Source organism: Methylobacterium sp. 092160098-2, from assembly GCF_028920805.1.
In the GTDB taxonomy this organism is placed as follows: Bacteria; Pseudomonadota; Alphaproteobacteria; order Rhizobiales; family Beijerinckiaceae; genus Methylobacterium; species Methylobacterium fujisawaense.
Window position 1 is genome coordinate 1,301,201 of sequence record NZ_JAQPZJ010000002.1, and the last position, 13,504, is coordinate 1,314,704.

Consider the following 13,504-nt stretch of genomic DNA (forward strand, 5'->3'; position numbering starts at 1 on the left):
GAACGCCTCAAGCTCGGCGCCGCACTTGGTCCAGAAGCCAACCAGAAGGAGTAAGTCAACGGTTCATTCGAGTAGCTCAGGATGGTGAACGCGCAATAGACGCCATTGGGCGAATGCCGCAAAACATTCAGCGCGCCGCCGTCGAAATTCAAGCCTGCACCTCGGATTCGTGGCAAAATTATTTCGCTTGGCCAAAGAGCACAACGTTGATCGGCATCGAAACGGGCATCAGTCTATAATCGTGAATCCGCCCTGGAAGCGACGGGCGGTAGACTGATTCGTCCAGCTCGATTAAGGAACCCGCCACATCCTGCTGTTTCGTCGACGCGCTTAGCCTATGCATAAGCTGCGTGGCGGCTCTTCGATTGATAAGGGCATCAATATCAGAATGTGCAATCATGGGACCGAGCCGGATTAGCTTGATTACAGCTTCGCGAAGTAACCTATCAGTGGATGAGTCGGTGACGAATGATCCAACGTCGCAAAAACATGCCAGAAACGCTCACTGGCTATGGCGGGGTGATGACTTGCGTGGCCACTTATCGTTTGACCGCTCAGTCCTACTGAGCAGATAAAATCTCTTTTGATTTGAAAGAGTTGATCTGCCTAGCTCGTTGCGCCAAGGTCCACAGAGCTTCGCATGCGGCTGGCGCGCTCAGAGCCTTCGGAGCTAGCTAACGTTGATAAGTCGGCTTATTCTTGTCGCATGCTCCCGGCGCTCCTATCCTGGCCCGCGAAGGCTGGATGGATCACCCGTCCGGCGTCGCCTTGCGGCCTACGAGATCATCTGCAAGGCATAGTCCGTTGAGCCTAGCCGCTGCAGGTCAAACCCGCTTCACCAAATGCCGGAACGAAACACGTAGCGACTGGACTTGCTCCGGTTTAATGGCTCTTCGTCATTTCGTGTGGCTCCCCGCGCGTTCTCCGGTCGTGTGAAAATGACGGAGCTTGGCGATGGCGACGCTGCACGAGGTTCGCGGTTGCCGGTTACACTCCATCGAGAACGGGCCCGAGGCAGGCATTGTGATGCGCGTTCGTGGTCGCCGCTGCGCAGGACGATGTCCCGGTTGCGGCACGCCGAGCACCGCCAGTCACGGCTCCTATCAACGTCACCCCGCCGATCTGCCCTCCCTTGGACGAGCCGTTCGGCTCGACCTCGCCGTCCCGCGTCTGCGCTGCCTCAACCCCTCCTGTTCCCGACGCACATTCTGCCTTCCTGTCTCCTGGCTCCGCACGCCCTACGCACCCGACGCCTCGCCAAGGCGCAGCAGCGCGTCGGCTTGGCCATCAACGCTCGAGCCGGTGCGCGCCTGCTCGCAAATCTCGCCATGCCGGCAAGCGCCTCGACGCTGCTGCGCCTCATGCACGTCGCGCCCCTGCCGCGCGTTGCACGACCGCGGGCAATCGGCGTCGACGACTGGGCCTGGCGCCGCGGTCGCGCCTGGGGCACGGTCGTCGTCGACCTCGACCGTCATCGCGCCATCGATCTTCTGCCCGACCGCAATTCGGCGACCTTCGAGGCTTGGCTACGGTTGCACACCGATCTGGAGATCGTCGCACGGGATCGTTCGACAGGCTACGCGCGTGCGGCCCAGGCCGTCATACCGTGTGCCCAGCAAGTCGCGGATCGCTGGCACCTCTTGCTGAACGCGCGCCAGATGCTGGAGCGCTGGTTGGTCGGCGCTCATACGCGCCTGCGTGCCCTTCCCGTCCCATCCGGCTCGGGGGATTCCGTTCCTGATTATGCCCGCGATCACGCTTTCCCGCGCAGCCGCACAGACCAGGCTGCCGCGCGGGAGGCGCAACGTTGGAGGGCCGTGCGTCATGCAGAGGTGCAGCGCCGCCGCGCGGCCGGCGAAGCAATCATGGCGATTGCGCGCGCGATCCCGCTGGCACCGGGAACGGTGCGGCGCTACGCCTCCATGGATGGGGCTCCGGAACGCGGCGAACGGCGGATCGGACCGAGCCAGCTCGACCCTTGGCTCGCTCATCTCGAGCGCCGCCATGCCGAGGGCTGCGAGAACGGATTGCAGCTCCTGCGAGAACTGCGCGACCTCGGTTATGCGGGCGGCTCGCGGCAGGTCCACAAATGGCTGCAGAGCCGACGGACGAAGCTCGCGATCACCACGCCGCGACGCTGGCGCGACGCCGTTCCCCTCGTGACGGGCACCGGCTCGGCTGAGCTGTCGGCGCGGCGAGCGCGATTGCCGGGATCGAAGGTCCTCGCCTGGATCATGACGGGGGCGCCGGACCAGCTGAGCCCGAGCGATGGCGCGCTTCTCGCGCGCATCGTGCAGGATCCAGACGCGGCCACGCTGCACGGGCTGGTCCAGCGCTTCGTCACGCTCGTGCGCGAGGCCGGGACCAAGGGAAACGGATCGTCCGGACACGGCATACGACATCTGGAGGCCTTCGAGGCCTGGATCGTCGAGGCGAAGGCGAGCGGCATCCGTGCCGCGCAGACGTTCGCCAGCGGGCTCGTCGTTGATGCGGCCGCGGTGAGGGCGGCGTTGACTATGCCGTGGAGCAACGCCCAATCCGAGGGCCAGATCACGAAACTGAAGTTGATCAAGCGGCTAATGTACGGCCGGGCCGGCTTCGAGTTCCTGCGCCGACGTGTGCTCCTGGCTCCTTGATCCACACGAAATGACGAAGAGTCACTTTTGCGAAGCAAGTCTACTCTAAGTGGAAGACGGACGCAGCTCCTCGGACAATGTCCCGTCAGGTGTTCGCGCGGGATTGTGCGCCGCCGATGTAGCCATGGTGTAACATTGCAGTGATCATCCTGTAACGAAACTGTGGTCAGAGTGGGTCGGCAATGAAGGGTTCCAGACCGATGTGGGATAAGAGAGTAAGCATGGGTGAGCGGGCGGTAGATATCGACTTGGATGCGACATCGACAAGCGTACGGGTCAGTTCGACCGGTGAGTTCGCCAGAATGATCGCCAGCTTTCGTGGCCGCCATATGGTGGTGGATGCACCGGCCTATGCGGGTGGACCCGGGGAAGCTGCGATTCCGCCGGAACTCCTGCTGTCGGCCGTCGGCAGTTGCGCTCTGGGTATGTTTGATCTGATTTGTTCGAGAGACAATATCCCCATGCGTGAATGCACCGTCGACATTCGATCAGATTTCACCTCGCAGATTCAAAAAATTCACGGAGTCACCGTCTATGATAAGATTGCGATCAAATTCATTTTCGTGGGCATCTCCCTAGATCAAGCTCGTGACTTGGTGAACATTTATCGCGCAACCTGCCCGATTTACGGATCAATTAAAGTTGCGAGTCGAGAGGTCAATATCGAATTCGAAATCAAATGAGCGCATGGCGACATATTAGGAAGGCGCGGAGGAGAGCGCTCTGCCTTTAGCATCGATTGGCAGTCGCACCGCCTCTCAGATGGCATCTGTGGACGCCCCCTTTCAGATGCAAGCAGTAAATTGAGGTCCCAGCACGTAGTCGCTTACAGCCATCTATCCGGACTCTCTATGCAGCTATCGCGCTGTGGGTCAGTATGGAAGTTCGCGGACCCGAACCACTACAGCTCTGTGCGCATGGCTCGCGCTCAGCCATTCACTGGTTCTCCCGACCCCATCTCGCCAATCGTTGTGCTATACTCTTCCTCGACCGCCTAAATCCCGGACGCCTTGACCTCGCTCTTAGCTTTGCGCCGCTGCCGCCGCCGGCGCTTTGTAATCCTCGTTCTTGATCAGCAACGCCCACGGCATGCGCCCCATCTTGTTGGCGAGCGCGACGGAGACCAGCATGCGCGATTTGCACGCCAATATCCGCTCCAGCCACGAGCGGATGGGGGCGATGCCGACAGGCGCCGCGGACGATCAATCGACGCCTACAACCATGCTCGTCGACTCAAGACCCTGCGCAGCCTCACGTCCGACGAGCATGTCCTTCCGGTCTGGACGAAAGAGCCCGAACGCTTCAGGCTCGATCCGTCACACCACATCCCGGGACTATACACATAGTACTTCTATGCCGCCGGGGGCGTCCAACCCATCAGCTTTCGGCCGTTTCTTTCCAAAGCTGCCCGACCGGTTTCCAAGGATTCCGTCGAAAAACTTGGTGGCAGCCGATTTCCGACGGGCAGGATGGGCTCACTTCATCAGGCGGGCATGTTCCCTGCCCATCATATCGGGTCCAACCGCGAGGCCGGTATGATCTTAGCGAGTTTCCTCTGGTTCTAAATGCCCCGACCCCATCGACGCTCGAAGTCGCTCGGCACAAGGAAAACCCGCAATAGCGCGAGGCTAACTGCGTGGAGTGGGTCTCGGAGAGTGCCGACGATTTTAGCTCAAGTTGTAGCTCGATGTCGCCCGGAGCGCGATTGAGTGAGACTACGATTGTAACCCGATGGTGGCTGGACGACATGGGTGCGTAACGAGGCTGATTCAGAGTTGGGACTTGACGGTGGCCCGCCAATTTTAGCCGATCGGCGGCCCAGGCATGCGTGTCGCAACCGTCGACATGCCCTGTGCCGGAGGCGCATTTCTATGCTCCAGTCTCGCGATCCTGAAGCAGTGGGCGATGCTCACCCTATTGGTCTCGACGCGCGCGACCCCGTCTTTCGCGAGTGTCCACACGACATCTTTGACGCTCTCCGCGCCAGAGATCCCATGCATCACGACCGTGAAGCCGATCGCATCGTGCTCACGCGAGCGGTGGACGTAGTCGCCGCACTGACCGACAGCAACCTGTCGTCCAACCCCTTCAACGGTCGGCCAACCGCATACGGCCGACGCGGCTTCAGCGAAGTCGACCGAGCTCATTTGTCAATGTTGTTTCTTGACGATCCCGACCACGCTCGCTTGCGCCGGCTCGTCGTCCAAGCCTTCAGCGCCCGCGCCGTCGATGTCCTACGCCCACGAGTCGAAGCCATTGCCGCGACCTTACTCGACACGTTTGAGCCAAGCGAACCGTTCGACTTGATCATCGCCTATGCCGGTCCACTGCCGTGCCTCATCATCGCGGCCATACTTGGTATCGAGGACGCAGAAGTCGAGCAGTTTAGAAGCTGGTCGGAAAGCAGCGTAACCATACTCGCGCCGGAGCGGACGGATGCGGAGAAAAACGCTCATATCGCAGCGCGCGACGGTTTGAATGACTGCTTCAGGCGCATGATCGCCGAGCGCCGCCATCCACCTCGCCAGGACCTCATCGGCGCCCTCGTGGCCACAGAAGCTGAGGGCGACAGGCTAACTGATCTCGAACTTCTCAACACCTGCCGACTGCTATTCATTGCCGGTAACGTCACAATCACCGACTTGATTGGCAACGGCGTCATCACGCTCCTGCAACATCCCGAACAGCTCGCACGCATGATTGCCGAGCCTGATCTGTGGCCGGCAGCCATCGAGGAGATCCTGCGCTACGACACACCGGTCCCGGCAACTGGCCGCCAAGCGGTCGCTGCGTCGACGATCCGCAGCTGCCCCGTCGAGGCCGGACAGACGGTGACGACGATGCTGTTGGCAGCGAACCACGATCCAGCCCAGCACGCCGATTCGCACACGCTCGACATCGGACGGGAGCATCAGAAACACCATAGCTTCGGCGGCGGCAAGCACTTCTGCCTCGGTGCGTCGCTGGCGCGGCTTGAGGCGCAGGTGGCTCTGCCGGCTTTGTTCTACCGTTTCCCGCGGCTGCGATTGGCCGCGAAGCACGAGGTAAGGCGCAAGGCCTCACCAGGGTTCAACGGTTACGAGGCCGTCTGGGTCAAAACGGCGTAACTTGGGGCATCCCATGACACGTCTGCCGGCTTTGACCTTAGTCTCCGTACTGCTCGCGTCATCGGCAACGGCGCAGTCTGAGAGGGGTGCCTTCACGGGAACGGGCGCCGGTCCACTCTCAACTCAGACCGCACCGAACACGACTGCGGTCGGCCGGACAAGGCCGCCGGACCGTGCGGCGAGCCCATCGTCAGAGGATGTCCTCCTCCGGTCAACGCCCGAGCACCTGAAACAAGACGCGATCACCAAGAGCATCTGCATCGGCTGCACGGCGCGGTGAACGCGGAAAATTCACCGCCTCTCCTGGAGAAATTACATTGAAGATCTTGTTCGCGGTCTCGCCTGTCATCAGCCACCTTAGCCCGATGCTGGCCGTAGCGCGGATGGCGCTGGGTCGCGGCGATGAGGTCGTGGTCGCGACCGGCACCCATCTTAAGCTGGCGGTCGAGAACTCCGGCGCTCGCTTCCTAGCACTCGCTCCCGAGGCCGATCTGGATTTCTCCAGGATCGAGGAGGTGTTCCCCGAGCATCACGCACTCCCGCCCGGTCCGGAACAGATCCGCAACGCGCTTCAAATTTTCTTCCTTGATTTGATGCCGCCACAGCTCACGACCTTGCGCACCGCCATCATCGACGAACGTCCCGATATCGTCGTGACCGACAGCGGGTTCATGGGCCGTGCGGCGTTGTTCCTCGATCCAAGCCGCCCACCCGTGCCTCTCGTCTCGTGCGGCTTCACCCTCCTATCCCTGGACCGTCCAGACGGCGCCCCGTTCGGTCTCGGCTTGCCTCCCGCTCAAGATGATGCTGATCGAGCGCGGTACGCCGCGATCGCGGCTGAGTTCGAGGCTACCGTCGAAAAGCCGACCCGCACCTATGCCAACGCCAAGCTGGCGGAGCTAGGACTGCCGCCGCTGCCGTGCTCCGTCCTGGCGTCCTTCGTCCTGTCGGCGGACGCCTATCTGCACCCGACCGTGCCGGCGTTCGAGTACGACTATGGCGAGCTGCCCGCCCACGTCCGCTTCGTCGGCGCCCTGCCGCCGCCTGCGCGGGAGAGAGCAAAGCCTGAGTGGTGGTACGAGCTTGACGGGGGCAAACCGGTCGTACTCGTCACGCAGGGTACGGTCACCAACGCCGATTTCGGCGAGCTGGTCCAGCCGGCTCTGGCCGCGCTAGCTGACCGCGACGACCTGCTGGTGGTGGTCACAACCGGCGGACGACCTGTGACGAACGTCGGGCCGGTGCCGTCCAACGTGCGGCTCGCCGAATTTCTGGACTACGGGCAGCTGCTGCCGAAGCTGGCGGCGGTGGTGACGAACGGGGGCTACGGCACGGTGTCGCTGGCGCTGCGGGCCGGCGTGCCGATCGTGGCCGCGGGGCGCACGGAGGAGAAAGCCGACATCGGCGCGCGGGTGGCATGGTTTGGGGTCGGTATCGAGATTCCGGCGCAGCGCCCGACCTCTGAGCAGTTGCGGGATGCGGTCGCGCGTGTGCTGTCGGACCCGTCGTACCGGGCCCGAGCCAGGTCGATCGCTGCGGATATGGCCGCCATCGATACGCGAGCTGAGATCCTGGGCGTGCTCGACGTGTTGGTCGAGCGCTCGATTGGCCCCCCAGTTCAACGCGCTGTCCTGCCAGCCTGATTGGTTTTGGCGGCACGCGGGCCGCGCTGAACGGATGCCCGATGCGCAGACCGCTCGCAATGGAGCTGCATGATGTCGAACTTTGTCGACCGCCCCGCCGATGATCTGTCGGGCGAGATGTTGCGGACGTTTTCCATCGCTGCTCTAGGGGGGATGCTTGAGTTCTACGACTTCGTTGTCTTCGTGTTCTTAACTGCGGTTCTCGGACGGGTATTCTTTCCACCTGAAATTCCCGACTGGTTGAAGCAGACCGAAGTGTTTGGCCTGTTCGCCGCCGGCTACCTTGCCAGACCATTCGGCGGTCTCGTTATGGCGCATTTCGGTGACCTGACCGGCCGCAAGCGCGTCTTCATGATCGCCGTGTTGCTGATGGCAGTGCCGACCTTTCTGATCGGCCTGATGCCGGGCTACGCGCAGATCGGCTACGCTGCGCCATGTCTGCTGCTCGTCTGCCGTGTCCTGCAGGGCGCAGCCATCGGCGGCGAGATCCCAGGCGCCTGGGTGTTTGTGGCCGAGCACGCCCCGCGATCGCGCATTGGCCTCGCTTGCGGCCTGCTCACCGCTGGACTTACCGCCGGGATCCTACTTGGCTCGCTCGTGAACACCGCTATAAATCTTGTCTTTAGCCCGGAGGCAATTCTGAAATATGCTTGGCGATTGCCGTTTCTACTGGGAGGCATCTTAGGGCTGATTGGCATGCTGTTGCGTCGCAAGCTCGCCGAGACGCCGGTGTTCAAGGCGATGCGTCAGGAAGCACAACTGGCTGATAACCTCCCAGTCGGCCGAGTCGTGCGCGGCTATGCGCGAGCCGTGCTCGTATCAATGGCGGCGTCGTGGCTACTGACCGCAGTAATTGTCGTGCTGATCCTCTTGGCGCCGCCGCTGCTGCGCCAGAGCGTCGGTCTCGATGCTGATCGGGTCGCGGTGGCGGGTCTCGCGAGCACCGCCGCTCTGACAATCAGCTGCATTGCCTCGGGCGCGGCGATCGACCGCTTCGGACTGAAAGCTATCGTGTGGTTCGCAGCATTCGTGATAACCGCCGCCGCCTATCTGATGTTCGCCTGCGCGATGCTTCCGGGCCTGCTCGCCCCCGTGTTCGCGGTCGCTGGTGCTGCTGCGGGCTTGATCACGATTGTGCCCGTGATCCTGGTGCGTGCCTTCCCGCCTGCGGTGGCATTTTCAGGAGTGGCGCTCGCCTATAACGTCGCATACGCCCTCGCGGGTGGCCTGACACCTCCGCTTGTGGCCTACCTGATCCATCTCAGTCCTCTGGCGCCCGCCCACTATGTCGCGGCTATCTGTACCATCAGCCTCGCCGCGATCCTGCCTTGGCTCGGGGCGAGGACAAAACGGACCGATCGGACAGCCCCGGGAAGGGACGGCGCATGATGCCTGATCCCGCCTACGCCCTGGACCACAATGAGAACGGGGTATGCCAAGTGGAGTTAGCCCGTCTTATTCACCGGGGCTTGGCTGACGCCGTGTTTTGGGCTGATGGCGCGCGGGATCGCGCGTCCACTGTGACGCGTATGGATTCGGAACGTTGCGTCGGTGCTTGAGGGATAGGAGCGGGTTCGTCGGGGCGTCTCGGCCCCGCCGTTCAAGCGGGGGCTGGGACGAGCGCGGTCGCAAGGTGGCGTAGCAGGTCGGCTTCCGGACACGCCGCGGCGAAGGCGAGGCGGACGCGGGCAGCGGTCTCGCGGATCCGAGCGCCGAGCTTGAGCAGCCGGAGGCGGATCGTCGCGAACTCGGCCCTGGCGAGGCGATGGGCCGCCGGGATGGCGTCTCGCACGGTGAGCATCAGCCAGTAGGCCGCGGTGTGCAGGACGAGTCGCATCTGGTTGGCGGCCGGGTGCCGGCAGGAGGTGCGGTCGGAAGCGAGCTGGCCCTTGTGCAGCTTGATCAGGTTCTCGGCCTGGCCGCGGGCGCAGTAGAGTTCGGCGTAGAGCCATTCCGGCGTACCGGTGGCGATGTTCGTGACCACGAAGCGGATGTCGAGGCCGAGGCGGGTCGCCTCGATGCGGGCGGCGACGCGGCGCTGCTGCCGCCAGGACTTGGCGGCGTGGGTGGTCTCGGCAAAGCCGCGCACCGCATCCTTGTCGCCGAGGGCCCGCACCACCCGGATGTGGTCGGCGGTCGGCTCGACCTTGGCCGCGAGCGCCTTTGTGCCGGTCAAGCCGAAGACGTAGCTGACGCTGTTGTCCTCGCACCAGTCCATCGCTTCGGGCCGCCCGTAGTGGCCGTCGCCGCGGATGGTAATCGCGGTCGTCGGCCAGTGACGGCGGATCGCCCGGACGAGCCGGCGCAGATGGCCCCGGACCTCGCGACCCGAGGGTGTCTTACCCGACCGCAGGATCATCGCGACGGGACGGCTGGTGGCGGTATCGTAGACGTGGATCGGCAGAAAGCAGCGCGCGTCGTGGTGGGCGTTGAACAGCGACAGCTGCTGCTGGCCGTGCACCACGTCGCAGGTGTCGTCGATGTCCAGGGTGACCGCGGCGGGCGGTACGACGTAGCTGGCGCAGTACACGTCGACCAGCACTCGCCCGAGCCGGATCAGGTCGCGCAGGCCGGGGGTGTTCTCCATCCGCGAGACGGTGGGCTGGCTCATCAGGTCCGCGCCGCTCTCGGGCAGGCGTCCGCAGGCGAGCTTGAAGGCGGGGTCGGCGCGCAGATGGTCGAGGTCGTCGGCATCCTCATACCCGCAGGCAATCGCCAGGATGCGGGCCAGCAGGATCTCGGGCAGCGGGTGCACGACCCGGCTCGGATCGCGTCGATCCGTGATCACGGTCGCGAGCTTCTCGGCAATGCCCAATCGCTGGGCGGCCTGGGCGAGCAACAGGACGCCGCCGTCCGAGGTCAGGCGCCCGCCGTCGAAGGCAGCTGTGAGCTTCTTGCCTCGCACGGATGGAAACGCGAACGGCAGACACGTAGGATCGGACATGGCGGGCGTGGCAGGCTCGGTGCGCGTTGAAGGCTTGGCGTCAGCACCCAATCCCTAAGCTACATCAATGCCTTACGCTACGCTCGCCACCCCAGATCCACCGTCGTGATGAATAAGACGGGTTAGGGTCTGCGGAGATCACAGAAGGTAAGTACCTACGCTTCCTTCATTCCCTCTGCCCTCGATGCGCGATTCCGCTCACAGTTATCCTTCGAGGCGAGCATTGCGTGGTGCAGGTGGGGCGTTCTGCATGGGCCACTTCATGCCCATACGCTGACGCACTCTCGAAACCGTGCCTATGCGATGCTTTACGGGCAGCCGTGTTCGCGGCAACGATGCCCGAGCAGGCGTTCCTGGGGGCGCGCGAGCACGAAGTGCCCGCAGAGCATGTCGAGCCGCTCGCCCGCGCCCGCGTTCTCGCTGATCAGCAGGTTGGAGCCCGTCCGCGTATGCGCCGGCGCTGCGGGCGCCCCGCTGCCATCGTGGAGGACGTGGTCCTCCCGCCTCGGGAGCAGCAAGATGTCCCCGGCCGAGAGGCGCAGCGGCGGGCCACCCGTCGGATCCTCAAGCACGGCCGATCCGGCGACGAGGGCGTGAAAGGCCATCTCGCCGACCGCCGCACGGGCCTGGTCGATACGCCAGGGCGCGCCATAGGAGCAGTAGATGTCCAGGCGTCCGCGGACGGGGACAAGCGCGAGCAGGCGGCTCAACCAATCCTCGGGCAACGCCATGATGATCTCACCTGTTTGAGATGATTAGGCAGAGAACCGCCAAATTTCCGTACTAATTAGCTCGAAAGGCCTGTAAACCAATCCCGAATCGGGCGTTGCCTGACCGTAAGCGGCGCGGGCACGCGACCAACCTCGCCTGGGCCAAGAGTGCCTGGCTAAAGCTGCACGCGGGGCTCGCCCGTAACGTCGGTGCTACGAGAGACAGCGCAATCTGATCTCATGCAGCATAATTACGCGATTTATGTGCACTAAAAGTCTCGATCTGCAATCGCACCTATCGGTCTGTCCATGACGAAATAGAGGGTGTGAGATGTCTCTCAACGCTGGAAACGGTTCTCGCGCAAGTTGCCATCGTCGCGCGCAGTCGCCGCTGGTCCGGCGGCTCGTCGGAGCCGACGGTGATCCAGCCAAACAGCGGATACTGAGTTGGTTCAAGGTCATAGGCGACGACGAGCTTCGGCGCTTCGGCCTGTCCGCCGACGACATCAAGATCATTCGCGATTGTTGAGCCCTGGGAGGCTGTCGACCGGTGTGACCTTGCGGCCCGCAGGCACAGTCTGCTGCCAGGAACCAGAGTCGAACGTTATGCCCGGGGAGAACGGGCGCGCTCTCGTTGGCAGTATCGGAAACGCGCACTCCGATTACATCGTGTTGTTCAAGACCGGCTAAGCCGACCTGACGCCCCCCATCGGCTTAGAGCGGGGCTCGTCCGATCGGAAGCTATGTTGGGTGGCTGCGGGTTGACGGGGCAAGGAGGAGCCCATGCCCATAACCTTGTCCGTCGATCTGCGCCAGCGCGTGGCGTCCGCGGTTTCGTCCGGGGCGACCTGCCGACAGGCCGCCGAGCGCTTCGGCGTGAGCCGGGCTAGCGCCAGCCGTTGGTCGCAGCAGAAGCGGCGCGTGGGCCACGTCGCGCCCAAGCCGCTGGGCGGCGACCAGCGCTCCCGCCACATCGAGGCTCATGCCGACCTCATCCGGCAGACCTACCTGGCCCGCCCGCAGGTCCTCCTGCGCGCGTTGCGTGAGGCTCTTCAGGAACGCGGGGTCGCGGTCAGCACCAGCTCTCTGTCGCGCTTCTTCGCCCGGCACCGGATCACGCGCAAAAAGGGGCTCTGCACGCAGCTGAGCAGGAGCGCGAGGACGTAAGAGCGGTGCGTGAGGCTTGGTTCGAGGCGCAGCCCGAGCTCGATCCGGACCGTCTCGTGTTCCTGGACGAGACGGCGGCCAACACCAGCATGGTCCGCCGCTATGGCTGGGCTCCGCGCGGCGAGCGCTGCCGGATCGCGGCGCCCGCTGGTCATGGGAAGACCACCACGGTCATCGCCGGGCTGAGGACGAGCGGGCCCGAGGCGGTTGCGCTGCTGGACGGGCCCGTGACGGGCGAGCGCTTCCGAACCTACGTGGCCGAGACGCTGGTCCCGACCCTGAGGCCGGGCGACACGCTCATCCTGGACAACCTCGGCGTCCAAAAGGTGGCAGGCGTGCGCGAGGCGATCGAGGCAGCCGGAGCCCGGCTCTTGTACCTCCCGCCGTACTCCCCTGAGTTCAACCCGATTGAACTGGCCTTCGCAAAACTCAAAGCGCTCCTGCGCAGCGCGGCGGCGCGCACGGTCAGCGATCTCTGGGCGGCCATCCACAAGGCTTTCGCGCGCTTCTCACCCGCGGAGTGCCGCAACTACTTCACGGCGGCCGGCTACGAGGATGACGCTTATGCTTCAAGCTGATCGGGACCCGCTCTAGAACGTCGCGAGTGTGAGTTTCCGGTTTTGTGAGACCCTGACGGGAGGAGCGGAGCCGTGAAGGAGAGCAGGTTCACCGAAGAGCAGATCGCCTTCGCTCTGAAGCAGGCCGAGACCGGGACGCCGGTCGCGGAGGTTTTGCGCGGAACGGGCATCTCCGAGCAGGCATTCTTCCGCTGGAAGAAGCCCTGCGGCGGGCTCGGCACGGGCGAGCTGCGGCGTCTGCGGCAGTTGGAAGAGGAGAACCGCAAGCTCCAGCAGTTCGTGGCCGACGACGAAGGTCAGCGCGTCGAGGGGAAAGCCGGTGGAGCGGCGGAGCGCGCACACGATGGCGCGCTCCTCATCGCTGGCGCGCCACGCGAGCTTGTGCGGGCGCGCCGAGCTGCCCTGACACGCATCGGGTCCGCGTTTGCGCCATTTGCGGATGGTCTCAGTGGAGACACCGTAGCGCTTGGCCAGCACGCCGGAGCTCTCGTGCGAGAGGGCGATCTCGGCCCGCACGGCTGGGGTCGTGCGGGCCTGGGGGTGGATGGCGAGCATCAGCGGCTCCTCCTGGCAGCACCGGGGCGCACACCGTCAAACCGCCACGCTTAGGCTTTGATCGCCCAACGAGCTGCATCCCAACGACGTTGCGCGTCCAAACAACTAGAGCCGGTCCCGCGCCGCTTGAGACGGGTTAGCGGGTAGCGCGTTGGTGGGTGAAG

At 63.9% G+C, this 13,504-nt stretch carries 8 protein-coding genes and 4 pseudogenes; 9 read left to right on the forward strand and 3 right to left on the reverse strand.

Annotated features, from left to right (window positions below; all coding sequences use genetic code 11):
* The first annotated feature begins 954 nt into the window (after positions 1 to 954).
* The 6 genes and pseudogenes from PQI07_RS31780 (at position 955) to PQI07_RS31810 (ending at position 8,775) form a co-directional block, all read left to right on the forward strand.
* Positions 955 to 2,636: pseudogene (locus PQI07_RS31780) on the forward strand (ISL3 family transposase).
* A 221-nt stretch (positions 2,637 to 2,857) separates the two neighbouring features.
* Positions 2,858 to 3,319 carry an OsmC family protein gene (locus PQI07_RS31785; RefSeq protein WP_274928838.1) on the forward strand — a complete coding sequence of 154 codons (462 nt, stop codon included), beginning with the start codon at positions 2,858 to 2,860 and terminating at the stop codon, positions 3,317 to 3,319.
* 522 nt (positions 3,320 to 3,841) lie between these two features.
* Positions 3,842 to 3,982: pseudogene (locus PQI07_RS31795) on the forward strand (IS481 family transposase); the annotation flags it as partial.
* 648 nt (positions 3,983 to 4,630) lie between these two features.
* The gene (locus PQI07_RS31800) at positions 4,631 to 5,743 is read left to right on the forward strand and encodes a cytochrome P450 (RefSeq protein WP_274928839.1); all 1,113 of its coding nucleotides are present in this window, start codon (positions 4,631 to 4,633) and stop codon (positions 5,741 to 5,743) included.
* 317 nt (positions 5,744 to 6,060) lie between these two features.
* Positions 6,061 to 7,386: a glycosyltransferase gene (locus PQI07_RS31805; protein ID WP_274928776.1), complete on the forward strand. Its 1,326-nt coding sequence runs from the start codon at positions 6,061 to 6,063 to the stop codon at positions 7,384 to 7,386.
* A 69-nt stretch (positions 7,387 to 7,455) separates the two neighbouring features.
* On the forward strand, positions 7,456 to 8,775 hold the full coding sequence (locus tag PQI07_RS31810; protein ID WP_274928840.1) for an MFS transporter: 1,320 nt from the start codon (positions 7,456 to 7,458) through the stop codon (positions 8,773 to 8,775).
* 211 nt (positions 8,776 to 8,986) lie between these two features.
* Here PQI07_RS31810 and PQI07_RS31815 read toward each other — a convergent pair whose 3' ends face one another.
* Positions 8,987 to 10,330, reverse strand: coding sequence for an IS1380 family transposase (locus PQI07_RS31815; protein ID WP_274926133.1), 1,344 nt, complete (start codon positions 10,328 to 10,330; stop codon positions 8,987 to 8,989).
* Between the two features lie 308 nt (positions 10,331 to 10,638).
* Positions 10,639 to 11,061: a cupin domain-containing protein gene (locus PQI07_RS31820; protein WP_274928841.1), complete on the reverse strand. Its 423-nt coding sequence runs from the start codon at positions 11,059 to 11,061 to the stop codon at positions 10,639 to 10,641.
* Between the two features lie 310 nt (positions 11,062 to 11,371).
* On the opposite strand from PQI07_RS31820, the gene PQI07_RS31825 reads away from it, so the two are divergent.
* The 3 genes and pseudogenes from PQI07_RS31825 to PQI07_RS31835 form a co-directional block, all read left to right on the forward strand.
* Complete coding sequence (locus tag PQI07_RS31825; protein ID WP_274928842.1) at positions 11,372 to 11,569, forward strand: hypothetical protein; 198 nt, start codon at positions 11,372 to 11,374, stop codon at positions 11,567 to 11,569.
* Positions 11,570 to 11,823: 254 nt separating this feature from the next.
* Positions 11,824 to 12,785 (forward strand): IS630 family transposase gene (locus PQI07_RS31830; RefSeq protein ID WP_274928843.1). Its coding sequence is split into 2 segments (ribosomal slippage): positions 11,824 to 12,169 and positions 12,169 to 12,785, totalling 963 coding nucleotides; the frame shifts between segments, so codons are not numbered across the junction.
* Positions 12,786 to 12,857: 72 nt separating this feature from the next.
* A pseudogene (locus PQI07_RS31835) lies at positions 12,858 to 13,073 on the forward strand (transposase); the annotation flags it as partial.
* Here the strand turns inward: PQI07_RS31835 and PQI07_RS31840 are convergent.
* A pseudogene (locus PQI07_RS31840) lies at positions 13,055 to 13,340 on the reverse strand (IS481 family transposase); the annotation flags it as partial. The pseudogenes PQI07_RS31835 and PQI07_RS31840 sit on opposite strands and share 19 nt — an antisense overlap.
* Between the last annotated feature and the right edge of the window lie 164 nt (positions 13,341 to 13,504).

Bases quoted from the DNA above. Each gene is read 5' to 3' on its own strand.
- PQI07_RS31785 (WP_274928838.1), top strand. From the start codon at position 2,858: ATGGGTGAGCGGGCGGTAGATATCGACTTGGATGCGACATCGACAAGC.
- PQI07_RS31800 (WP_274928839.1), top strand. From the start codon at position 4,631: ATGCATCACGACCGTGAAGCCGATCGCATCGTGCTCACGCGAGCGGTG.
- PQI07_RS31810 (WP_274928840.1), top strand. From the start codon at position 7,456: ATGATGTCGAACTTTGTCGACCGCCCCGCCGATGATCTGTCGGGCGAG.
- PQI07_RS31815 (WP_274926133.1), bottom strand. From the start codon at position 10,330: ATGTCCGATCCTACGTGTCTGCCGTTCGCGTTTCCATCCGTGCGAGGC.
- PQI07_RS31820 (WP_274928841.1), bottom strand. From the start codon at position 11,061: ATGGCGTTGCCCGAGGATTGGTTGAGCCGCCTGCTCGCGCTTGTCCCC.
- PQI07_RS31825 (WP_274928842.1), top strand. From the start codon at position 11,372: ATGTCTCTCAACGCTGGAAACGGTTCTCGCGCAAGTTGCCATCGTCGC.